The sequence below is a fragment of the Niallia sp. FSL W8-0635 genome (genome assembly GCF_038007965.1).
Lineage (GTDB): Bacteria > Bacillota > Bacilli > Bacillales > Cytobacillaceae > Niallia.
In genome coordinates this window covers 327,518-350,887 of sequence record NZ_JBBOYD010000002.1, presented here as the reverse complement: position 1 = coordinate 350,887, position 23,370 = coordinate 327,518, and the positions used below count along the sequence as shown (strand labels likewise).

22 protein-coding genes are annotated in these 23,370 nt (G+C 29.9%); 4 read left to right on the top strand and 18 right to left on the bottom strand.

Translation table 11 applies throughout. The features are described from left to right. Positions 1–208 precede the first annotated feature (208 nt). The 3 genes from NYE52_RS24040 to NYE52_RS24030 all read left to right on the top strand — a co-directional run bounded on the left by NYE52_RS24040 (position 209) and on the right by NYE52_RS24030 (position 5,416). Positions 209–2,356, top strand: coding sequence for an ATP-dependent nuclease (locus NYE52_RS24040; protein ID WP_152112350.1), 2,148 nt, complete (start codon positions 209–211; stop codon positions 2,354–2,356). Further along, the gene (locus NYE52_RS24035; RefSeq protein WP_152112349.1) at positions 2,341–4,023 is read left to right on the top strand and encodes an ATP-dependent helicase; all 1,683 of its coding nucleotides are present in this window, start codon (positions 2,341–2,343) and stop codon (positions 4,021–4,023) included. The genes NYE52_RS24040 and NYE52_RS24035 overlap by 16 nt, the downstream gene beginning before the upstream one ends. Positions 4,024–4,762: 739 nt before the next feature. Beyond that, entirely contained in the window at positions 4,763–5,416 is a 654-nt protein-coding gene (locus NYE52_RS24030; protein ID WP_152112348.1) for a hypothetical protein, read from the top strand. A 512-nt stretch (positions 5,417–5,928) separates the two neighbouring features. Here NYE52_RS24030 and NYE52_RS24025 read toward each other — a convergent pair. From NYE52_RS24025 to NYE52_RS24015, 3 genes are all read right to left on the bottom strand, one after another. Continuing rightward, positions 5,929–7,611: a hypothetical protein gene (locus NYE52_RS24025; RefSeq protein ID WP_152112347.1), complete on the bottom strand. Its 1,683-nt coding sequence runs from the start codon at positions 7,609–7,611 to the stop codon at positions 5,929–5,931. A 156-nt stretch (positions 7,612–7,767) separates the two neighbouring features. Then, positions 7,768–8,163: a hypothetical protein gene (locus tag NYE52_RS24020; protein ID WP_152112346.1), complete on the bottom strand. Its 396-nt coding sequence runs from the start codon at positions 8,161–8,163 to the stop codon at positions 7,768–7,770. Then, a complete protein-coding gene (locus NYE52_RS24015; RefSeq protein WP_341195289.1) occupies positions 8,163–8,558 on the bottom strand; it encodes a DUF6037 family protein in 396 nt (131 codons plus the stop codon). The genes NYE52_RS24020 and NYE52_RS24015 overlap by 1 nt, the downstream gene beginning before the upstream one ends. A gap of 59 nt (positions 8,559–8,617) precedes the next feature. On the opposite strand from NYE52_RS24015, the gene NYE52_RS24010 reads away from it, so the two are divergent. Then, positions 8,618–10,173, top strand: a protein-coding gene (locus NYE52_RS24010) for an IS3 family transposase (RefSeq protein WP_371474370.1) whose coding sequence is annotated in 2 segments (ribosomal slippage) — positions 8,618–9,101 and positions 9,101–10,173 — 1,557 coding nt in all. Because the reading frame shifts where the segments join, the coding sequence is not laid out codon by codon here. A gap of 123 nt (positions 10,174–10,296) precedes the next feature. On the opposite strand, the gene NYE52_RS24005 is transcribed toward NYE52_RS24010, so the two are convergent. The 15 genes from NYE52_RS24005 to NYE52_RS23935 form a co-directional block, all read right to left on the bottom strand. Continuing rightward, positions 10,297–10,539, bottom strand: coding sequence for a hypothetical protein (locus tag NYE52_RS24005; protein ID WP_341195287.1), 243 nt, complete (start codon positions 10,537–10,539; stop codon positions 10,297–10,299). Positions 10,540–10,664: 125 nt separating this feature from the next. Next, positions 10,665–11,102 (bottom strand): helix-turn-helix domain-containing protein, encoded by a 438-nt coding sequence (locus tag NYE52_RS24000; RefSeq protein WP_152112344.1) that lies wholly within the window; start codon positions 11,100–11,102, stop codon positions 10,665–10,667. After that, complete coding sequence (locus NYE52_RS23995) at positions 11,065–11,862, bottom strand: hypothetical protein (RefSeq protein WP_152112343.1); 798 nt, start codon at positions 11,860–11,862, stop codon at positions 11,065–11,067. Before NYE52_RS23995 ends, NYE52_RS24000 begins: the two co-directional genes overlap by 38 nt. Positions 11,863–11,954: 92 nt before the next feature. Continuing rightward, complete coding sequence (locus tag NYE52_RS23990; protein ID WP_152112342.1) at positions 11,955–12,509, bottom strand: hypothetical protein; 555 nt, start codon at positions 12,507–12,509, stop codon at positions 11,955–11,957. A gap of 22 nt (positions 12,510–12,531) precedes the next feature. Further along, positions 12,532–13,338, bottom strand: a complete 807-nt coding sequence (locus NYE52_RS23985; RefSeq protein ID WP_152112341.1) for a DUF3800 domain-containing protein — start codon at positions 13,336–13,338, stop codon at positions 12,532–12,534. A 453-nt stretch (positions 13,339–13,791) separates the two neighbouring features. Beyond that, positions 13,792–17,829, bottom strand: a complete 4,038-nt coding sequence (locus NYE52_RS23980; protein WP_152112340.1) for a YobI family P-loop NTPase — start codon at positions 17,827–17,829, stop codon at positions 13,792–13,794. A gap of 53 nt (positions 17,830–17,882) precedes the next feature. Continuing rightward, entirely contained in the window at positions 17,883–18,437 is a 555-nt protein-coding gene (locus NYE52_RS23975) for a GNAT family N-acetyltransferase (protein WP_152112339.1), read from the bottom strand. A gap of 358 nt (positions 18,438–18,795) precedes the next feature. Next, positions 18,796–18,990, bottom strand: a complete 195-nt coding sequence (locus NYE52_RS23970; RefSeq protein WP_047944806.1) for a DUF2187 family protein — start codon at positions 18,988–18,990, stop codon at positions 18,796–18,798. Between the two features lie 26 nt (positions 18,991–19,016). Continuing rightward, positions 19,017–20,612 carry an NlpC/P60 family protein gene (locus NYE52_RS23965; RefSeq protein ID WP_193224516.1) on the bottom strand — a complete coding sequence of 532 codons (1,596 nt, stop codon included), beginning with the start codon at positions 20,610–20,612 and terminating at the stop codon, positions 19,017–19,019. Between the two features lie 261 nt (positions 20,613–20,873). Next, entirely contained in the window at positions 20,874–21,155 is a 282-nt protein-coding gene (locus NYE52_RS23960; protein WP_144545662.1) for a hypothetical protein, read from the bottom strand. 15 nt (positions 21,156–21,170) lie between these two features. Then, the gene (locus tag NYE52_RS23955; protein ID WP_152112338.1) at positions 21,171–21,626 is read right to left on the bottom strand and encodes a hypothetical protein; all 456 of its coding nucleotides are present in this window, start codon (positions 21,624–21,626) and stop codon (positions 21,171–21,173) included. A gap of 265 nt (positions 21,627–21,891) precedes the next feature. Beyond that, positions 21,892–22,146, bottom strand: a complete 255-nt coding sequence (locus tag NYE52_RS23950; RefSeq protein ID WP_016204214.1) for a hypothetical protein — start codon at positions 22,144–22,146, stop codon at positions 21,892–21,894. A gap of 115 nt (positions 22,147–22,261) precedes the next feature. Then, entirely contained in the window at positions 22,262–22,588 is a 327-nt protein-coding gene (locus NYE52_RS23945; RefSeq protein ID WP_016204213.1) for a DUF4257 domain-containing protein, read from the bottom strand. Between the two features lie 296 nt (positions 22,589–22,884). Then, positions 22,885–23,130, bottom strand: a complete 246-nt coding sequence (locus tag NYE52_RS23940; RefSeq protein WP_144545658.1) for a hypothetical protein — start codon at positions 23,128–23,130, stop codon at positions 22,885–22,887. 30 nt (positions 23,131–23,160) lie between these two features. Then, a complete protein-coding gene (locus tag NYE52_RS23935; RefSeq protein ID WP_016204211.1) occupies positions 23,161–23,334 on the bottom strand; it encodes an aspartyl-phosphate phosphatase Spo0E family protein in 174 nt (57 codons plus the stop codon). Positions 23,335–23,370 lie beyond the last annotated feature (36 nt).

Here is a 23,370-nt window from a genome sequence, read left to right as displayed (position 1 = left end):
AATTCAAATTAAGAAGGATTAACGCTTATTACTGCCTGAAACTGTGTATTTAACAGAGATAAGTATTTATTCATATGTCAAAATGGTAGATTAGTTGCCGTATAGAGGAATAAGAATAAAGGAAATGTTCGAATATTGTAAATTAATATATGTTAATATATAAATAATTAAATAGAATTACAAAATTTAACTATTAAGGAGTACTTTAATGTTTATATCAGAATTAAAAGTTACTAATTTTAGAGGATTTACTAGTGAACCAACTGTTATTGAATTTAAAGAAGGGATTAACGTGATAATTGGTCAAAATAACGCAGGGAAGACTACAATAATTAAAGCTTTAGAAATCTTGTTTGACAGTAAATCCTCTAGAAAACTAAATATTAATGATTTTAATCACAATTTAGCATTAGATAAATTAAAATCTAATCCTCCCAATATCTCTATATCCGCGAAATTAATGGAATCAGATAATGAAGAATCGTACTCGGATGAATTGGTTGCAGTTTCTAACTGGCTGACAAGTATAGGTACTCCATATGAAGCTACTATAACATTCAATTTTTTCTTACCTGATAATGATGTAGATACATACAGAAAATTAATGAATGAAATATCTAGTACTGATATAAATGTTTACTGGAAAGTAATCGAGCAACATTTTTTAAAGAAATATGTTAGCAAAACATATGTGGGAAATGCAGATTTAAAAAATCAGGTTAATTTCTCAGAACTATCTAGATTCGACTTTCAATTTCTTAGTGCAATAAGGGATGTTGAAAGGGATTTATTTAAAGGTAACAATATGTTATTAAAAGAAGTAATAGATTTTTATATGGACTATGAAATTAAAAATGATGTAAATTTAGAAATCCAAGAAAAGCTTGATAAAATTCAACAAAAAAAAGATAGTTTTGCTCAAGAATCAAAGAAATTAATAAAGTCATTAAAAGATAGAATGACTCAAGGTGAAGAACAAATTCTGAAGTATGTAAAAAATACGGGTGCAGGTATAGACAATTCGAAACCCGTTTTTGAAGGTGAAATTCTCGATAATGAATTATATTCGGCTTTAAGATTAATTGTAGAAAAGGAAACGGGTGTTAAGTTACCCGCAACAAGCAATGGTTTAGGATATAACAATTTAATCTTTATCTCTTTATTGCTTTCCAAAATGCAAAAGGACTCTTCTGGAGAGTATCTAGGATCTAATTCTAAAGTATTTTCAATTTTAGCAATTGAAGAGCCAGAGGCTCATTTACACCCTAGTATGCAATACAAGTTTTTACAATTTCTAAAAAGAAATAAAGAATCTGAAGTAAGACAGATATTTATTACTTCTCATTCTCCTAATATAACAGCCGCTGTTGACTTAGAAGATATAATAATTATGCAAAAATTAAAAGTTAACATTGGAAACGAAAAACCTATAGAAGTTATAAGGCCGGCTTACCCATATAAAGTTTTTGAAACTAAAGAAGGTAATACCTATTCTGAAGAAGATCAGAAGTCTAGAGATTATGTAAAAAGATTTTTGGATGTAACTAAGGCGGATCTATTTTTCGCAAAAAATATTATACTAGTTGAGGGAATTGCAGAACAACTAGTTATACCAGAGTTTGCTAGTAAACTAGGGTTATCTTTGGAAGATAGCCATACAACAGTTTTAAATATTGGTGGCAGATATTTTGATCATTTCTTAAAATTATTTAATACTATTAAATCTCCTTATGCAATTAATAAAAAAATTGCTTGTATTACGGATTTAGACCCGGTGAGAAAGAAAATAATTGAAGGAACATCAGCAGAAGCAAATGCTAATTATGACACTACAGAAGATGATTCAAGCAATTGGGAAAAATGTCATCCTATTTTTTTTAGTATAAATAATGAATTATATGATTACAAAGAAACATCGAATCACCTTATCAGTAACAGAGAAAGCTATTCATCTAACATAAGAGTATATACACAACCAATTGGTTTGAGCTCTACTTTTGAATATGAAATGATCAGAACAAATTATACCAATGATATCTTAGTAACAAGTTCAATCTCTAATAGTAATGAGTTGAAAGAATTATTTAAAATGGTTGACCGAGAAGAAGCTTTAGAAGAAATGATAAGTAGGATTAGAAAATCAAAATTTAAAACGGAACTATTAGAATCGGTAGAAAATGGAGTTTTGAAAGATTCTAAGGAAAATAGAATTGCATTACTTGCAAGTAGATTTCTTTTATCTGTTAAAAAAGGGGAAGCAGCACAAGAAATGGCTTACTTAATTAGTAATGATGAGGAAAACTTAATTAGTCCCCCAGATTATATAAGAGAGGCGATAAAATGGATATCTCAGTAGCAATTGAATTGGAAAATAGCTTAAGTGAAATTCCTATTGACCAGAATTTTAAACTCTATGCAGGTCCAGGTGCAGGGAAAACTACTTTTTTGACAAATCATATTAGAAATATTCTCAAAAAGTCACATAAACTAAAGAAATCCAGACAAATTGCTTGTATCACTTATACCAATACAGCGGTGAATACTCTAATTCAAAGATTGCAAGGTTGTACAAATTCTACAGAAGTTTCCACAATTCATAGTTTTTGTTATAAATTTATTGTAAAGCCATATATTTGGGTTTTAAATGATCCTTTAATTCCTTTAGAAAAAATGGATGGGCACGAGGAAATTAAGCTAAGAAAAAGTCAGTTAAGAGATTTTAAAACAAGGAGTCAGCAGTTACATTTTGCTGATGATAAATCTTTAGTAGAAGCATTAGGGAAACTAAAATGGATTTTAGAAGCTGGGGAACCAGTACTTAAGTTTATAAAATTTAATGATGGACGAATTGGAAGCTATTCAATTAAGAAACAATCGTATATGCTTTATAAACAATTATATTGGACGGAGGGTAAAATAAGCCACGACGATGTCCTTTATTTCACCTATCGTATTCTTAAAGAAAAACCAGAAGTCATAGAAATTATAAGAGCTAGATTTCCTTATATTTTGATTGATGAATTTCAAGATACTAGTCCAATCCAAACAGAAATTTTAAAAATGATTGGTGAAAAGGAAACTTGTATTGGGATTATTGGTGATATATGTCAATCTATATATTCCTTTCAAGGAGCTAATGTGGATTTATTCAGAGAATTTTCTTTAAATGAAATGAAAGTTTATATTTTGTCTGGAAATCGACGATCTACAAATCAAATTATTAATGTATTAAACCATATGAGAGAATCAGTGGATTTTAAGCAATATTCCCCTACTAACTTAGATGGTCCAGCACCGATGATTCTAGTTGGAGATAGTTCAGAAGCAGACTCTTATTTAAAAGATAATTTAGGGCAGGTTATGTTTTTATCGTATAAAAATACCAATCAACCCAATGTGAATATTTTGGTAGATGATTCAGATGGAGATAGAAGTTGGAGAATATATTATTTAGTTCAAGCTTTAGAACTAGCTAAAAATCTTGATATAAAGAATGCATTAAAATATATGAAACAGGCCTATCGGAAGACAATTGGGTTTACTGAAAAGGAAGCTTTAGAAAACTTAAGGAGACTTATAAATGATTATGAAGTTATCCAAAATGAAAGTATTACCGATCTTCACAATAATTATATAGTTGGTCATTATGACGTAACAGGGAAAATTACTAGAGGTAAAGTAAAGGCTTTATATGATAAATTAACTTATATACAGCTAGTCTCGCAAATAAAGATTATAGAAAATGGATTGATCAATTTTAAAACTATTCATCAATCTAAAGGTGAAGAATATGAGACAGTTTGTGTAAGTCTACCTTCAAAGGGTGATGGCAAAGAAATTGATTTTCTTATTAAACCGGATATGAATAAAGAATCACATAGGGTTTACTATGTTGCGTTGAGTAGAGCTCAAAACAGGTTAATAATTAAAATGGAAGCTATCAGTGATGAAAATAGGATGAAGCTTGTAACTTTAGGTTTTGAAGTAATTCAACTAAGAGAAAAAAGTACATTAATAACATGATAAAAGGTAGTTAATTATAATGTTATATGGAAGTAATTATGCTTAAAGATAGATAATGAGAGGCTTGTTAAAAGAGGTAATAAAAAATAAAAGATGTTGTATATTGTAAAATAGAAGAGCAGAGATCTTCACTTTATAAAAAGGATAGCCCTTCAATTCCCTCAACTGCAATAGGGCCAAACTAGCTTATGGAAGAAAAGGGGCAGCAAGCAACCCTGTAATAAGTGAAACCCTTGCTAATAATAGATAAAAGGGGGGGCGATTGTTGAATATAAGGCTCGTACTTATATTTATCTAATATGAATGAGTCCTTATATTCTCTATATTATTTTAATTTTAGTCTTTATGACAGGAAATCTTCTTGCTACAGGTATTCTTCAACAAGTTTCACTAATAACGGCGTCATTAGGAAGTTAAGATAATATTATCCTTCGATTAACTTCTATATACAAATAATTCTAATACATAAAAGAAGCTGATTATCTGCGACTCCTTTTTTTGAGGTAATCAGGTTTTCAGAAGAGATATAGGATATTCCCCTTCCCCAAAATTAAAAATGGCCACAGATTGATTAAAGCTAATAATTAACCTTGCTCTTGTTTTTTCCAATTGTTACTAAACTTCTAGAACAAAAATATGATATAAATATAAGAAGATTTATTAAATTTAAATAAGTATAAATTTATATTGAAAGAGAAAGAAATACATAAAATATTGGTAATAGATTTGAGGGTTAATTATGAATCAGGAACTACTAACAGATTTAGAATTATTAAATAAATTTAAACAGATTAATTTTCATAGGCTTGATAATTTTTTCAGTGACTTTTTTATAGAATATAGTGACTCTATTGAGATTAGGCATTTGAATTTAATGGAGGATTTATATAAAAAATTGAAAAATGCGCCAGTTCCCAATTTTTCAAGATTTGGTATGAAACAGTTTTATCATCGTGAATTTTATTTCGATGATGAAGATTTTTTTAGTTTGTATTGGGATATTGAATTAGCTACCAAAATAATAAAAAGGAATAAGCTAAAACCAGAGGCTGTACCAGTAAAATATTTACTTGATGGACTAACACAATTAAACCCTTTAAAAGTACAATCTTGCATCAATTTCACAAAAGTTAATCCAATATTTATCGTTGCATATGATCCTCATAATACTGTAATTGTTATCGATGGAAATCATAGAGTCAAAGCACAAGAGCTTAAAAGGAATCCATATATTGATGCTTATTTACTAAATGATACCCTTTCAATGGAATGTATGGCAGGAGATATATTTAGATACTTATATGCAGTTCATACAAATGCCACTCTTCTAGTTAATTCTATAGAAAACCAATCCTATAATGGTAACCTAGATGATTTATTGATAAAACTCTAACATAATTTATGGTCAACACTTACACTAAAAATTATATTTAAACAAAAAAACCGAATAGCAATATCTACTGTCCATATTTGCCAAACCAGGGTGTTATTGTAAAAATCTAAGTCGCCCAGGTCAGAAATTTGATGTTCTCGATTCTCTTATGAAGTAATTGTAAATCGAATAATAAAGTAACTAATACGATAAATGGCAGCATGAATAAAGCCATGCTGCCATTTTATCTAACAAAAAGTTGTAATAAGGTAAAGTTGAGGTTATACAAGAAGATAACGGTCATTCATATTTCCACTTTTATGATCCAAATGGTAATTAACTTCAAGTACATTGGTAGGAAGAAAATAAATTTCCTTATTGCATTAACGGGCTCTTTATTTAAATAAAAGGACAAATTAATATTATAAGGTGAAATTAGGAATATTTATTAAATAATATATTCCATAAATAACAAATATATTTTATATAACCGAATAGAACAAACATTCGTATAATACAATAATTACGAAATATTATTTTTTAATCGCTTTAAATCTAATAAGATTTAAGATTAACATACTAAAACAGAGTATTAACCAAAGAGAAACTGTCCATCTAAAGGGATGCAAAGCAATTATCTCCCCAACCTTAAATGGCAAATTAAACAATAACCCCTCTACTAAGTACTGAATTCCTCTGTAACCTAATAAGACAGTTAGAATTGAAGATATAATAAGTATATAGGTTTCCGATTGTTTTATTGCAAATTCTCGTGCACTACTAATATCTTCTCGTGCACTAGTAAAAAGTTTCTCAACTTTATCTACTATTTTATCCGTCCCAGACTTTTCTAGTATATTAATGTACAACTCCATTGGGCTTCCATAGGTTTTAAAAAGAAGTTGTTCATCATAATTTCTTTTTAGAGCATTAAATTCTTTCCGATTAGAGTTATACTCTTTTAATGAATTAAACGAACTACTAGATAAGCTATTTAATAATTTTAAAGCATAGAACCTCTTAATAAATGTTAATTCGTAGAATCTTAGAAACTCAGACATATAAAACATAGAATATTGAATATAGCTTTCACTTAATGCTTGATCGTATACTTTTTCCTTTTTTAATTCTTTTTCATTTTCCTTTAAAGCTGCAACTGCTTCCTTATGAAAAGCAGAGTGAGAAAAACTAAGTAATGAAATAGCATCAGAACAATAAAAATGCATAGTGTTATATTTATTAATTATTGTTTTATTTAAGTATTCATCTAAATACTCATCTGGCATACGCTCTATGATATCCTTTTGTGCGTTTGTCAAATAGGAAACATATAAACCTTTATTTTTGTCGACAAATTCTTTATGCAACGATCTTTTATTTGGTTCAAAATCTCCTAAAACCCATGCGATTTGTTTTTGCGATTGAGGGACTAGTTCTTGTTTCTTACAAATTAACTGCAGCAAATCGAAATAGTAATCCATGATTTGATAAATTGTAACACTATCAACTTTCTTTCTTTTCCAATAATCCTTTTTCGAGAAATTATTTTTTTCCTGATAAAACTCTACATCTGTTAACTGAATGGAATTAGGTTCTTTGTTTGTAATTTCAATTTTCCCTTTAGAAATAGCAATTGAAAGTTGAATGGTGATTATACCGACATCATATACATTCACAATTACAACCGGCTTAACATACTTGTTTTCATATTTTCCTAAAAAGGGAATTAAAAAAAATCTTTGATAGTTATTAAATAAAAAAGTGTCGTTTAAATACCGTCGATTAAGTTGTTCATAATGATTATCAAGATCCACAGCTAAATGAAACGTACTATATTCAATCGGAATCACTTTATGAGTAGCTGTATACACAGACTCTTGAGAATGTTCAATTCCATATTCATACTCAAAGTCATCGTTCATTCCATGTTCATTGAGAAATTTATCTATCATTTCAGTTGAAATACTCTGGGGTGTTAACAACGAATAGATACTCGTTGTATTCGAATCCTTATTACGTTTAGGTGCATTAAAAGTATAAGCTGCCTGTTTTAACATAACATAATTTTCATACCTTTTATTCAGAGTACCTTTATCCTTACTAGATTCTACGAATGAAATATAAGCTTTGGAATCTTTTATTGCTTTAAGTATTTTATTATAATTATTGGATTCAAATGTAAGAATTCCAAATAAATTTAAATTTTTATAAAACATAATTTAGGAACCACCTTAAATCATTCTTAATTAAAGTACAAAAGTAGGGCAAACTAGCGTATTGATACCCCTTTAAACACTCCATCTTATTACTTATCAAACTCTATAATATATTATGTGAGATACATTACATAATATCTTCACATTTTATATTTTTTATAAGTAAATTGTCTCTGCATCAATTGCTTGTGTTAAACTCTGATCTTCAATTTTTCTAATCTTTTCTATTTCATCGCATTCAATTATAACAATATTTTTTTGGGCTCTACCAGTCACCAATAACATGGTCAAATACCTTAGTGGATCTCCACAACCATTAGTTAACGTTTGAGTAAAAAAAGCACCAATTAGCTCTTTAGTAGCCTCCCACTGTAGAATGTCATTTATATGCACTAGATGGAGGGTATACTCATTTGTTATCGATACTCCAGTTTTCTTTTCATAATCTTTTGCAATTTTTTGTAATAGATTTTCTTCTGTTTTCTCCTCTATTCGGGTATGATCAATTTTAAATTTAGTAATTGGTAGAGAAGTTATTACACTCTTAAACATTAATCTTCCTCCATGAACTCCATTTTTTTTGATAAATCGTATTGTTTTTCATCCGTAGGATTAGGACTCCAACTACTACTAATATTTTTATTTTTACACATAACATAAGCCTTATAAGAGAGGAGCTTTTTAGTTTTATCCAGATTTTCTGGTGATACTTTTTTTATTTTGTGATTTATCCAGCCTTTAAAATAAATCTTGTCTGCTTCATCCACGTCTTTTCTATAAGTAGCAATAGTACTAGGACGAGGTACATTCGTTCTTAAAGCTTGATTAGGTATTTGCTTATTAAATACTTCAAAAAAATAACTGGGTTTAAATGGGGATTCCTTGTTGCTTTTAAATTTCATAATTTTGTAAAATGTACTTATCTCTTCTACCCCCTCTGTTAGGATAGATGTCGTACGATACTTTAGTGTTATACTTTAAGTAAATAACACGGAGGTCGATCGATATGAAAGAAAAAAATGGAGTACGATACTCGAAGGAACAAAAAGAGGCAATTGTTAAACGAATGATGCCACCACATAACGAATCAGTGGCTACTATCTCGAAGGAAGAAGGCATCACAGAACCAACGTTGTACAAGTGGCGTAAGGCTGCACGTGAAGCTGGTGTGGCAACGCCTGGCAATGGACAAACAAGTGACAAATGGACCAGTCAAGATAAGTTTTTAATCGTGATGGAGACCTTTGCGATGAACGAAACGGAATTGGCTGAATACTGTCGTAAAAAGGGTTTGTACCGTGAACAGATTGAATTATGGCGATCTGTTTGTCTCCAGGCAAACGGACAAGTATTTGATCAATCAAAGCAGTTATCTGGTGCGTTAAAGGAAGAACAGAAACGGGCAAAACAGTTAGAAAAAGATCTTCAAAAGAAGGAGAAAGCATTAGCGGAAGCTGCGGCGTTATTATTACTTAGAAAAAAGGCCCAAGCGATTTGGGGGGACGACGAGGAAGAATGATTAGCCCATCAAATCGCGCATTAGCTGTAGAACTCATCCAAGAAGCCAATCAAAATGGTGCGCGGTTAGCGAAGGCTTGTGAGGAACTTTATATTAGTGTACGAACCTACGAGCGCTGGGTGGCAGATGGTAAGGTTAAGGTCGATCAGCGTCCCTTTGCGAAAAGACCTGTTCCAAAAAATAAGTTGTCCGAGGAAGAGAAAAAGGAAATACTCGAGGTTGTTACACAAGAAGAATATGCCGACTTACCGCCGACACAAATTGTCCCAAAGCTTGCGGATAAAGGAACATATATTGCGTCAGAATCTACGTTTTACCGTGTTTTACGTGAAGGAAAGATGCAACACCACCGTGGACGTAGTCAAAAGCCAACACGAAGAATCCCCGAGAGTCATCTGGCCACATCGCCAAATCAGGTGTGGACATGGGATATTACGTGGCTTGGTGGACCTGTGAAAGGCTTGTATTATCGCCTCTATTTAATACTCGATCTATTTAGTAGAAAAGCAGTTGGGTGGGAAGTATGGGAAAAGGAAGAAGCGACACACGCTGAATCACTTGTAAAAAAAGCAGTCATTAATGAGAAAATCCAAGGGGCACCACTGGTGTTGCATTCAGACAATGGGAGTCCGATGAAAGCTGAGACTTTTTTAAGTTTACTTGAGAAGTTGGGGATCCAAAGTTCCTTTTCAAGACCACGTGTAAGCAATGATAATCCTTATTCAGAAGCCATGTTTCGAACACTTAAATACCGCCCTGATTATCCGCATAAGGGCTTTACCTCACTTGAAGAAGCCAGACAATGGGCACACCAATTTGTCCATTGGTATAATCATATTCATCTGCATAGTGGGCTGAATTATGTAACACCGGCACAGTGTCATGCCGGAGAACACGTAACCATATTGACAAAGAGAAAAGACGTATATGAAGCCGCAAAAGCGAAGCATCCAGAACGCTGGGCGAGGAGTCTAAGAAATTGGACACCTATTGAAAAAGTAGCACTTAATCCAATGCGTGATGAGGGAAAAAGGAAACGTTGAGTCCGCCTTAATACACTTTATTCCCTGATGATTTGAATGGAAAGAATGGATTTCCTTTCCATTCAAATCATCAGGCCAGCAAGCGTAACGCGGTAGCCTTGACTGAACACAACACTAAAGTAACTAAATGCGACAACTATGTTGACAAACACCGTCTATAAATTCTCTTATATAAAATCCAGCTTTAACTTCTGTTTCAAAATAATAATTATGTGTCTTTATCCCGAATCCCAATTTATTAGGCACTTCATCTATAAAGTAAAGTACATCAAATTTTACATTATAGTATGTAAAGTCGAATTGGTATCTATCAATATTTTGTTGTTTCATACTTTTATATAAATCTTTTAAACCAGTAAGTTTCATAATTCTACTCTCCTTTCAAACCGAATTAGTTATTTTTCTCAACAACTATATTAAGAATTAAATATTTTATCTTTAGCCTTATTCCAGCTTCCAAAACGTTGTTCAAATTCTAAAACTATTTTATTTTAATAAACTTGTTTAATACACTCACGATAGTACTTCTCAAAAAATCTCTCTATATCTTTATCTGTTAAACTTACCTTTTCAGAAGGATTGGAACCACTAGTAGTTATGTCATACATCAGATACACCATCTGCGGAGTATTCGGGTGACTATCTAGAAATTTCCCATGCCCTCTGAATAGCAAATAGTCTCCTATATATTCAACTATATCTCCGTAATAAAGCCATTCAACATCTAAATCGCTAAATTTAAATTTTTCTACTACCGAAAGTGGTGGTAATGCTAAGCCTCTAAGATACGAATTGAGAGTAGCTTTTGGAATTTCTAATAACATAGCCATTTCTGATAAAGATAGACTATACTCTTTTTGAATTGCTTTTAACCGTATTGCTACCTTTTCTTTAATGGGCTTCATGTCTCTTTGAGGTATTGCTTTCATTTAAATAATCACTCCCTGACGGATGATATACAATTGCACTTACTAACCCTTTAAAAAAATGCTGAACTAAATAATTTTTTGTTTTAGAATTGAAAATAGGATGCCAAAAATAATCATCTTCAAAATTTTCTAGGTCTCGGGATAAGAAAAAAGGTAAGTTATGAATACCTTCAGCTACTTTCATTGAAAATTTACTAGAACGAAAGTTACCATGTTGACAATCCAAAATATATGTTTCAATTAGTGACAAATAGGCTTTCTTTTTTATATGTATTGGGAGAATCAATATTTCATTAATAAAATCAGAATAAGAAACTGATAAAATGTTCTTGATATTTTCTCTAGTTATTGTATTGTTTTTTTCTTCACATATCTTTTTTAATATATGTGAAAAGGATTCCTGTGTAATTTCATCTGATTTCTGTTTAACCATACTCACACTTTTCTTAAGTTGTGTTATTTTCCTATTTAATTCATTTGTACGCTTAATAAAATCATCTTCAAAAACATAATAATTCCAGAGGGATTCTATCACCGTTAATGAACTCGAAATCCTAGCAAATAATTCCTCATATGTTTCTTCACTGTTTTGTCTTTTATATAGATTTACATTACTTACAAAATCTGCTTTTTCTATTTTTTCACTCCATTGAGCATAATCAGCTACTATGAAATCTACTTCTCTCTCAAACCTTGATAAAATTTTGTAAAAATATTGCATATTTGGTTTTCTACTAAACAAACTAACTATTTTAGTCATTTTTTTCATCTCCTTTTTAAATCATTGAAGTAATAATAATAAAAAATGAAGTTACATTTATAACAGATGGCAGAGGAACATCTTCTATTACTTTAAGAATTAAATATTTTATCTTTAGCCTTATTCCAGCTGCCAAAACGTTGTTCATAGACTTTGGAAGAGGGGAGATTATTAATTTTAGAATAAGTTGTCCATTGACTAATAGTTGTGAAAACTTTGTTGTGTTTTAAAGCAATATTTACTAGTTCATCTTCTTCATAATATCGTTTTCTAACAGATGAATTGTTAAAAATCACTTTCTTAGCGTTGTTCCATGAAGAAAATATATAAATGTAAACTTTGGAAGATGGAAGACCCTGTACTTTACTAAAATCATTCCAGTTTCTAGCTGTAGTAAATTCCTTTTTATATGTTTCAGCGAATTTTATAAGATCTTCTTTGGTATAATCAGATAAGAATGGATTATAAACTTCAATGTTCGGAAACAATTCCTCTTTAGCCTTATTCCAACTCCCAAAATAATATGAAAATGTCATTGCTCTTGGAAGATTATTCTCTTGAGCATGCTGATTCCAGGTTGAAACTGATGAAAAATATGCTGCATTCTCTTTTGCTACTTTAATAAGATATAATTTATCATATTTCAAATTTACCACCATCCTAGATTTCTCATTCGAATGTCTGATTTGAACTCATAAAAATATGAACATAATTTTCAAAGTCTACTTCAATTAATTCTGGAGAATTTGACCATTCAAAGTATTTAATTTGCGTAATAAAACGATAAAATTTTTCATTTAGAAGCAACTTCATAACTAGATTATTTTTTTCTCTAATTCTCTTGGAAGTAGGGGAGTCGTTGCGAATTATAGTACGTACCATACCTAAAAGAATATCTATTGATTCAATACCAACTTCTTCTTGTTTTGAATAATAGTTAGATTCTTGGATAGTAAAATGTTCACCTCTATAAACAGATTGTATATTCAACTGTTCAAAAAGTTGATTTCTTAAATCGTAATTTTTATTTTGATAAGTGGTATCATGTTCTATATAAATTTGAGTATTTAAGTGAACATGAGAACCATATTTTCTTAAAAGTCCATATATTATCCTTTCAGGAAATTTCATATAAATTGTTTGATCAGCAATATTTTCATAAACATTTTTGATTTTTTTGGAAATTTCCTCAATCTTTGACTGGTTATAAGAAATAACATTCATTTTCAATAGGTATTGGTGTTCTAGCAATGTCAATATTATTTTCCAAATTATATTTCTCTCTGTACTATCACCTCCATAGGCAGTCCAATGAATTTCTTTTTTTCTTATTAATTCATTTAAAGCAAGTACTTTAGGCGAGTTATAATAAGACTCTGGAATTGCTAAACCGCCCATTAAATGAGGTTTTGTTTGATTTTTACCGCTTTCATCAAAAAATATTTTTAAATTTATACTCCCAAAGTCTCTTTCCATAAAATCCCTCTTTACAATTTAATTATAATCATGCATAATAATATATAAATCATTAATTTTGGGTATAGTAATACATAACTTGTTGCGCCTTTAAATAGCGACACGTTATTTATTACTTGGTGGAAGTACTCACTGCGCCATTGAATCAGCGGTGCGTAGTTCCCATACCTATAATAAAAAGGATTAGAATATTGATTATTCTAATCCTTTTTATTATACCAAACATACATTCTGATTTCTATATATTTATTCGTAAAATTTGTATTATACGAATAGTTAAACACCTGCTATAAATGCTGTCCCTTCTTTAGTATAATCCAAATTATATAAAAAAATCCTTCTCTACATTTTATTATAGCAAAGGATTTTTATTAATAAAGATCATCTATAGTTTTGAGCGTCTTACATTTTCGAAAAAATCAATGTCTCTACGATTTATAACATAAAATAAAACTACTTCCTTTTATTTCTAACAATATAACCTTTTTCTTCTTCTGTATAATCAAGTATTACTTGTAGATTTACTTTTAAGTACTCTAATAGTTCGCTTATATTATTATCTACAGTATCAATCTCTACCTTTTTACCGTTTCTCTTTATTTCATTAAAAGGTGTTTGTATTTGTGAGAGGACTATAAATGTTTCTTCCCGATCAAAAAGTTTTACTTTCAATAACTCTAATAACATAGTTGAAGCATTTTCTATAGGTAAATTTCTGATTATTCCTATGATAGACACATTTTCTAGGGTATCAATAACAAGTTCACTATTATTTTGAAAATGCTCGTATATTTTTTTGGAAACAACTGAGTTAATATTGATATTTAGATAATTATTGTTAATTACAGACAGACTTAAGCTGACGTCCGCTGAGTGTTTAATTAGTCCTTCAAATAATTTCTGATCCATTTGAATACTATCTATTTTTTCTTTATTATCTATTAAGTATATACTTGCAGCGTCGGCACTTATTTTTCTGACCTCTTCAAAGAGTCTATAATCCCAAGTAATTTCATCTTCTTCAAATACTTTTATTACCCTCTCTTCACGACCATTTAATAACAGAAATAGTAGGTATTCAATTACTAACTCACTTTTGTTAGGTTCATTTAACAATGACTGAAGGATATCATTATCATAACTGATAAATCCCTCTTCTAATATAAATTTAAATTCTCGTAGCTGTATCTCTGAAACTTTATTACTAAGGTAGTTCTTAATAGTTACAGTTTCTGTATTACCTTCCTCGAGAATTATTTCTAAAATATTTAACGACCATTCCATTTCATTCTCTGAAATCAGAGAAGATATATCTTCTTTTGCATCCTTAAATTTGTCTAAGACATACTTATTTTTATGATTTAAAGATTCTAAATGAATATATACGGATTTATCCCATATAAGTAATTCATTATCAATAAGCACATTCAATGTTTCCTGATTTATATGAAAAGAGGTATCAAATTTTACAGGGTAGTTTAACTTTTTAATAAACATTTCTAACAAGGAATAATCTTGGATACCTAATTCCAAAATCGAGTTAACAAATCCATTATAAAAGCCGTTATTAGCATTTACCTCTTGTATAGAATTCAAACTATTTTCTATTAAATCTAACCAATTTTCATCAGTTGATAATAAATGGCCAATTTTAAAGCTAATATTGCTATTTTTAAATGCCTCTGTACAATATTTTATATTTGACCAAGTGAGAGAAAACTTTTTATTCTTATATAACATTTCTAACAAACTAATTGGATTTATGGCAGATAAGTCACTTACAGTACCATTCCATTTTACTATCAAGGGTTCCAGAATAGAATAATCTTCTTCTTCAATAGTATTAATAAAGTTGATTAATACCTCTTCATTTTCATTATATTCACTTTGAAATACTAAAACTTTATCTATTAAGATATCAAAATTATTAAAGGTATATTTTTCAACACTTTTATTTCCTTTAATTAATTCTATAGAAATTTTCTGTTCTTTAAATATTTCACTTAAATTTTCAAGAGTTATTTCGTAAGCATCTATCTCTATTAAACAAGCGAGTACTTCATCTGAAAAACCAATTAAAGAACTAAATTTAATATCTAGTTTTCCAACGATTTTAAGAAAGTTTTCGGATAGAGAAATATTAGTTACATCAGTTTCTTTTGAGATATAGTGACGTAAATTATCAATACTCTTCAATTTTTCTAAATCAATAGAATCGGCATTCATTAAGATTAAATTTACATATTTATCAATTAGTACAATAGGAATATCCTCATTCATTACTACTATATCCCATATATCAATGTCGTTAGTAATAGCTTTTTTCAGAAACTTTCTAATTAGGTTTTCTGATTGGTCGTTCTCATCCCGTAAACTTTCAAGAAACTCTATATATTCTTCAATCTTTTTTTCTTGTTCACTATCCTCTTGCTCAATATCCATATATAAAATATTTATTATCTTCGATAGTTTTTCATTATTTTCTTCTGTATTAAACTCTAGTAAATATTTAATAAAATATATATTAAGTACAGCTACACTAGATATATCATCGACTCTAATTTTCTTTGAGATTTTCTCAATACTCTTTAAAGGAGCATCTAGATGTTTTTTGTCATCCAATCCTCTTTTAACTGCTTGAATAAACTCTATATCTAATTTTTTTAGTGAACCTTCCTGAAAAACTGACAAATAATCTTCATAAGACTCATTTAACCAATTATTTCGTATAAGTAGCTGCAGTAATCCTTTATTAGATAAATCAACATGAAGATCTATTTTATCTTCTAACATTAACCTTGAGATAGACTTGGATTGTATATTTTTTATTTTTTTCTCCAGGTTTTTAATTTGCACATCTACTTCTAGTTCTTGTCGAACAATATTTCGATCAAAATCTTTGTATAGATTTAAAAAGTTAGTATTATCAATAGTAACAAATTCTTCTAAATTTGAATATGAATTTATCATATTATAATGATTATCCCTGGAGTAGACCCCAAATTGACCAACTATTCCATTATTCATAATATAATCAAGCACACTTATCCCAACAGCCGTATAATCTTTAGAATAACTAGTCATGTTCAATATTATATTATGTTCCTGTTTTAAAACCGTATCCATTAATCTTTGTTTTCTAGCAAACAACATAGCAACATCTTCTTTAGACGTTATTATATTACCGATTCCATTTTTTGTTTTATTTTCTAGTTCTGATATCTTATTTTTTAAGTTTGAAATAATTTCTGTTTTATTATTAAAAATTCTATAAACTAATCCCTTATTCTCTAATAAATGTGAATAATCCTTAGGATAGATATTCTTATAAACAATGAAAGCAAAAAGTTGATCATAAATAACACTAGAGTCTTCTAACCTAGTACGGTATACTTGGAATTCATTACAAATGTTAATGAGGGTACGCATATCATTAATAAATAAGGATAGATCTTCTATTAACTTTTTGCTTATTTTTTGCTGGTTACTGACTACTCCGATTGAATTCTCTTCTTCAATTACATCTTTTAGTTTGCCCAATAGAAATGATTCAGCATTAGAGCTATGCATAACTTTAATTGTTGGTATTATAAAATCAAAAAACTTTGTACGATTATTAATTAGCTCTGATTCATCTTCGTTAGTGAAAATATCATCTTTTAATGCATAGATGAATTTTATATCTGAATCTTTTAATAGGGCTGAATTATTAAGTGTAGTATTTAAACTCCTAAGGCTTTCATATATCTTTAAATTTTTAAATCTATCTAAGTCTTCAAATACAATATATTTGTACTTTGATTTGTGAAAGAGATATATTATTTCGTCCATATAATTATTAAATACAGTGTTTCCATCCTGCAATTTAAACTCAATGTTTGCATTTGCAATTCCAAACTTACTAACACCTAGTTTTCTAAAAATCATTAACATCAAATAAATAGCAGGAGCATAAAGTAATGTTAAAATTATATATCCTAAAAATAACATTACGTTTGACCACAATCCTTTCCCCACCCAATCAATTAAAACTTCTTTAAGACTATTCATCCATTCATTACTTATTAATAAATAAGTAAAAATTATGGTGGACATCAGAAATACTAATATACGAAAAACATACCAAAAATTTAAATCGCTAATCTTAGTAAATCTTGAATTAGGAATTTGGTCTGGATTTACTTGGTAAAACATTTGTTGCAAAATTTGTTGTTCTAGTAGATTTTCATTTAAATTCGGGTCCGAATTCTGTTCTAATTGAAATGTGGCAATTGATACTCGCATCATTTTTTTTGCTTTTTTATCATTTTTTTCAAAGTAAGATTCTATTATAGTGCTTTTTCCCGCACCATAACCACCTGTAATAGCAATATTCTTATTATCCCTTTCCTTTAACGCTTCATCTAATGCATAAAAGTAGGATTTCTTAATTACATCATCTTCACCAAGATCCTTCTTAGCTGCTAAGCTCTCATATTTAATTTCGGTCATTATATTCTCCTCTATTAAGCAACTTCCATATTCAAAAATGATTAAAATGTTAATTAATATCTATCATTTATCCAAATAATATCAGCTGCTTTATGAACATGTCTTTTGTTATCAAGCCAGAATACAGCAAATCCATGTTTTTTATAAAAATAATCTAGTTTATCAAAATGATCCTCATCAGCATAAGAAATCCATCCGGATATTTCTTTAATAGAATTCTCTAGCGCAATATCAATCAAAGCAGTTAATAAAACTGAACCATATCCCCTATGCTGATTATCTCCAAATACTTGTATTTCAAGAATTTCTATTACTTCTCTCATTATATATTTCGCCGCCAATCTAACCCTGTCTTTTAGAACGCCTTGAGAAGTAATTACTTTTAGTTCAATGAAAAAATTTCCATACTTGTCCTCTAAATCAAGATTATTACGATATACAATTAATATTTCTTCATTTTTGTACACTACATCTAGTACTAATTTTTCAGGATCATCTCCTATTTTAGTTAGTTCATTTTTTAAGACGCTTTTCAAGTCCTGTGAGTTTACTTTAGAAAAAGATCTCTTATTTCTATATTTATCTATCTCCGACATAAAATCAAACATAACCCCGTATCACCTCATTGTATTCAAAAAATTCTATACTCATAGCTATTTTCTATGTTAGCATTTCATATGTTTCTTCGCTACAAGTTGAACAGCATTAGTAGCAGGTTTCATCCCTTTAAATGTCATCCTAGCAGAGATTTCAATAGCAGAGATTTTAGATTTGCAAGGGAGGATTCTCTTTTAATAACTATGTAAGGTGTTTCTTAGTAAAAGAGACTCCAACTTTCTTTAAAACATTATGACTGATATCAAATCATCACCTTCTTCTTTTAAATTTTTCTTTTTTATATCAAAACTACCAAAAGAACCTAAAGTTTCCTTTTTAGAAAGACTTTAGGTTCAGCAGTTATATAGATTAATTTGCTAGTACAGTGTAATTCTTATGATTAACCACTGTTAAATTACTTTCATATTGAAGAAAATTTGTATCATAAGAAGATAACTGAACAATAACTGAATTTTCCTTAACTAAGGTTACTACTCCTGTCACCTCTTGGTTTGCTCTCAAAAAGATAATCACATCGTCTATTTTCGCTCTGATTTTTATCATCCATTTCCCATTCCTCCAGCATGTCATTAATGGGTAATCCTTTTAACTCTTCCATTAAACTTTTGACTCCAATATCCTATTTCCATATCTTCAATTGCAACTCCGGTAGAGCTTTGGGCGCCGATGAATTTCCCTTCTCCTAAATAAATCCCAACATGCCCATCTTTTTTATAAGTATCAAAGAATACGAGATCTCCTGGTTTAGCAGCTTCATAATTAACCGCATTCCCCATTTCTTTAAGAGTGTCTGTTGTCACTCCGCTTCTATTGCCTAAGGTTACTCCAACTTGTTCAAATGCCCAATGAACAAAGCTAGAACAATCAAAATACCCTCTACTTATATCCTCTTTGCTCCTTCCTCCTCCAAATACGTAATAAGAATTATTTATCCACTTATATCCTACTGTTGTAACATCAATCCCACTACTTTTATTAATATTTAGATCGATTATAGATATGTCCTTTTGGAACTTAAAGCTCTCTGCTAACTTTATAACTTTATCAACATACCAATCTGCATGGTTATAGGCCCATATTGCCTTCTCTTTGTTATTTTCAAATCCATGAGAGGCTAAGTAATACGCTGCGCTTGCAATGCTGTCCGCTGGATTCCATGGGTCTGCTTTTCCATCATTATTAGCATCAATTCCAAACCCGTTTCCTCTTTTTATGGTTTCTAAATCGGTGATGTCTATATCTTCAGCTACTAATCCTCCACCAATATCGTACTTATATCCTACCCATGAAGAAGGCATAAATTGCATAGGTCCTATGGCTCCAACACTGGATTCCATGGTAACATGAGTGGAAAAGGAGGTTTCTACAGCATGTATAGCCGCTAAGTAATACCATGGTATGTTATATGTCTGTTCACCATAAAGATAATATAGCATATATTCTTCTGGTACCTCTTTAGATGATGTAATGCTTTTTTGGTAAAAATCACTTTCAAATCGTTCTCCATTTACCCTGGCATTTTCATTAGTAATAGCGGCTTCAATCATCTCTTTATCCTTTGATAAAGTTTTGCTTTTTAATTCTAATTTTTCTTTTTCTACTTTATAAGTATCCTCTTTTTCATTCAATGCATCTATTAATTTACTGGAAGCTTCCTGTTGTTGTTGCAATTGTTCATTCAAATCGCTAAATTCATTAAGTAATGTTTGTTTTTCCATTAAATACGTAAAATCTCTGTTCAAATCTTCTACGAAATTAAAGTTCTTTACGTGCTTCTTTATAATAATATCTTCATTTATCCCGGCCAAATTATCCGAAAGAAAGGGTAGATCATTCACCGAACTTTTCTTTTTTTCCTGATATTCATGTTCTTTCGCGGCCAGTTCATCTTTAACTTTTTTTACCTGCTTTTTATTTAAGTCTATTGCTGTTTTTAAATGATTTAGTTGCCTTTTTTTTAAAACTAATTCATTTTGGGTTATATTTATAGCCTTATCCATCTTTACAATTTGTTCTTTCAAATTTTTATTATATTCATCAATCGAATCAATCGTTGTTATTTCTTTTTCACTCTCATTTGCATCAACATGGATTGGTCCATTTATCAACCCTATGGATAACCCAATAGCAGAAAGAAAAGTGATACTTTTAATTTTACTACTCATTTTAACCCTCCCCAAAAAATAACCCCAAGAATACATAGAAATGAATGTCTCTCTATGAATCTTGGGGTTATCCCATTTGAATTTTCAATTTGTTCAACATATTCATGTATTAACACTTTAAATAATCAATTAAAATTAGGATTAATTGAGGTAATGCTAGCACAATGCCCATATTCAGACCAAAAAGTACTTTTCCTATACACATTTACTTCTCACTCTCTATCAAACCTTTGTTAAATCAAGTGATTACTTTCTCAAACATTACTCTTTGGTAGATAAAGCTACTGCTAGGATCCCCAAATACCCTTTTGTCGAGCTATTTCTTTTTTGAATACGGTTTATCATCTCAACAAGCGTTTTTTTCTCTTCTCTACTACTTTTTTCTATAATTAATTCTGCTAATTCTTTACTCTCAATTTTTTTTTTAATAAAGGGTATTTCAATATATTCATATTTACTTAATTCATATCTAATTACCATATCTGTATAATCTGTAGGAAATTGAATAAAGTCGTTTTTAACTAATTCTGAAGATAGAGACATTTGTTTCTAAGCCCCCTATTCTACTTCAGCAATTGTGTCATTAATCGCATTTGCAAATTCTTGTAAATTCCCTCTTTCCAGTATAGAAATCTCAATAGGTAAAGCTACCCCTCCATTATTCGATACATTTAACGAACAAGTATAACTGTTAAACAAGGGAACAATACCGATAAGAATAAGGACTAATCCTATGAAAAAATCACCATTAACAAAAGAAGGAAGTCCTAATATGAATGTAAAAAACAGACCAAACAAAAATCTCTTTAGATGAAATTTTGTTGATGTTGAAACACTAGCTATGTTCTTTAAGGACATAGTAACTTCATTTTTTCCTATAGGCATTAAACCTAAAACGGTATTACGATCATACCCTTTAAACCTTTTATTAGTTAATAATAAATCTGTTGTTAACCATCTTAATAAAACATTCGTACAGTATGTGCCTTCTTTCAGTTTTTTCTCTCTTTCCATGACGTTTTTTCTCCTTTCAACAAAAAAATCCCCCTAGAATAAGACATACAGTTTATATGTCTTCATCTAGGGGGATTCCCTCTTCGTTATTTATATAGGTAAATTATAGCAACCATATAACGAAAAGTCTAGTTGTTATTAATTTTCATTAATTTAATGTTCCTTTATCCTATAAGCACTTTTATTTTCTTATTTTCATAAGAATCGTGCTTATGTACTTATCAAAAACAAAACAAAAAGAAGAGATTATTAATCTCTTCTCTGTTCAGTAAGATGATACTTTTCTTAATCGCTTAGGGGATCTTCTATGAAATATCCTTCTATCTTCCTGTAATGAAGCGGCTTGCTCTTTATTTGAACCTATTGATTCATAATATCTTTTTTTAGCTTCATTAAAAATCTCTTCTATAGCCTTAGTTATCTTATCCATTTGGCGTTCAGTAATACAATCGTCTAACTCTACCATTAAATCATTAACTTGTTTTTTTTCTTCTTCCGTTAGGATATCATTCAGTTTCATGATTTCTCTCCTCTCGTCTATCTTACCTCGACTATATTCTATGCTCTTCTGCACTATACTACGATTATTGTTATAAATATTATAACATATCGAAATCATGTTGAAAAAATAAACACTACAGATCCTGATTTATCTTTCTGTTTATTTCCTCTATTCTGCTTTCCTTCTTTGATTGAAGTGATTCTTCAACTTTAATAATTGCATTTTCACCTACATATCCACCTAAGATTGATGTTAAAATTACTCGTTCCGTTCCATTTGGATCACTGAATAAAATCGTAACAATAGCTCCAACAGCTCCAAAACAACCATCCAATAAGAAACCCGGATAGAATGTAAGTTTATTATTCCTCGGTTTTTTTATTGTCCCATACCTCTTTGCGTGAGTTAAAACTCCCATACCAAATCCAATACAACCAGCCAAAATTATTTTATTTAACATGCCTATTCACCTCTCTTGAAAAATTTGCGCAAACACAAAAAAGCCTTTGAGGCAATAGACAATAAATACATGCGTTACATGTATTATGCCTATTAGCCCAAAGGCTGCGTGTTTATTAGTTAAGACGCTAATCCTAAATAGGATTGCCAAAAAAGAAAAAAGAAAAAATGGTTATACATTTATTATACGATTTTCTTTCTTATAACACTACACAATTTAAAAAGAGATAGTAAACCTATCCCTTTTTACTAGATATAAATTTTCAAGTCTAAGAATTTTTATTATTTGATCACTTCTCACCATAAATTAAAATCCACATAATTTTTTGCTGACTTTAATGTAGAAAATAATAGTCGTACGTCTCCCGCTTCTTCTAATGGAACGTACTCTCCTCCTATAAATGGATAAAACATACCAATTATCCAACCGTCCCCATCTGGATTTTCTAGAACCAGATACTTAGGTATTTCATCACCATAATAAGTAATTGTTTTATGATAGCTAAAGAATCTATTAACGTCTTCTTCTCTCCAATCTATCATTATGTCCCCTCCTAAACTATTCTTACCCTCTTAACAAATTCTAACTTCTACCGATTCATTTTGGTTCATTTGCTGATATCTTAGTATTAATTCATCTAACTCTTTACTCTTCTTTATTGCTTCGGGAGAATTAAATCCCTCTGAGAATGCAATTTTTAACATTTCTTCTCTTACCCGCTCTATTTGATCTCTTAGTTTATACATGAGTATTCCTCCAATTTTATTGTTTTAGAATATCTT

Excerpts from the sequence above, each read along its gene's own strand:
- NYE52_RS24040 (WP_152112350.1), top strand. The coding sequence starts at position 209 with ATGTTTATATCAGAATTAAAAGTTACTAATTTTAGAGGATTTACTAGT.
- NYE52_RS24035 (WP_152112349.1), top strand. The coding sequence starts at position 2,341 with ATGGATATCTCAGTAGCAATTGAATTGGAAAATAGCTTAAGTGAAATT.
- NYE52_RS24030 (WP_152112348.1), top strand. The coding sequence starts at position 4,763 with ATGAATCAGGAACTACTAACAGATTTAGAATTATTAAATAAATTTAAA.
- NYE52_RS24025 (WP_152112347.1), bottom strand. The coding sequence starts at position 7,611 with ATGTTTTATAAAAATTTAAATTTATTTGGAATTCTTACATTTGAATCC.
- NYE52_RS24020 (WP_152112346.1), bottom strand. The coding sequence starts at position 8,163 with ATGTTTAAGAGTGTAATAACTTCTCTACCAATTACTAAATTTAAAATT.
- NYE52_RS24005 (WP_341195287.1), bottom strand. The coding sequence starts at position 10,539 with ATGAAACTTACTGGTTTAAAAGATTTATATAAAAGTATGAAACAACAA.
- NYE52_RS24000 (WP_152112344.1), bottom strand. The coding sequence starts at position 11,102 with ATGAAAGCAATACCTCAAAGAGACATGAAGCCCATTAAAGAAAAGGTA.
- NYE52_RS23995 (WP_152112343.1), bottom strand. The coding sequence starts at position 11,862 with ATGACTAAAATAGTTAGTTTGTTTAGTAGAAAACCAAATATGCAATAT.
- NYE52_RS23985 (WP_152112341.1), bottom strand. The coding sequence starts at position 13,338 with ATGGAAAGAGACTTTGGGAGTATAAATTTAAAAATATTTTTTGATGAA.
- NYE52_RS23980 (WP_152112340.1), bottom strand. The coding sequence starts at position 17,829 with ATGACCGAAATTAAATATGAGAGCTTAGCAGCTAAGAAGGATCTTGGT.
- NYE52_RS23975 (WP_152112339.1), bottom strand. The coding sequence starts at position 18,437 with ATGTTTGATTTTATGTCGGAGATAGATAAATATAGAAATAAGAGATCT.
- NYE52_RS23970 (WP_047944806.1), bottom strand. The coding sequence starts at position 18,990 with ATGATAAAAATCAGAGCGAAAATAGACGATGTGATTATCTTTTTGAGA.
- NYE52_RS23965 (WP_193224516.1), bottom strand. The coding sequence starts at position 20,612 with ATGAGTAGTAAAATTAAAAGTATCACTTTTCTTTCTGCTATTGGGTTA.
- NYE52_RS23960 (WP_144545662.1), bottom strand. The coding sequence starts at position 21,155 with ATGTCTCTATCTTCAGAATTAGTTAAAAACGACTTTATTCAATTTCCT.
- NYE52_RS23955 (WP_152112338.1), bottom strand. The coding sequence starts at position 21,626 with ATGGAAAGAGAGAAAAAACTGAAAGAAGGCACATACTGTACGAATGTT.
- NYE52_RS23950 (WP_016204214.1), bottom strand. The coding sequence starts at position 22,146 with ATGAAACTGAATGATATCCTAACGGAAGAAGAAAAAAAACAAGTTAAT.
- NYE52_RS23945 (WP_016204213.1), bottom strand. The coding sequence starts at position 22,588 with ATGTTAAATAAAATAATTTTGGCTGGTTGTATTGGATTTGGTATGGGA.
- NYE52_RS23940 (WP_144545658.1), bottom strand. The coding sequence starts at position 23,130 with ATGATAGATTGGAGAGAAGAAGACGTTAATAGATTCTTTAGCTATCAT.
- NYE52_RS23935 (WP_016204211.1), bottom strand. The coding sequence starts at position 23,334 with ATGTATAAACTAAGAGATCAAATAGAGCGGGTAAGAGAAGAAATGTTA.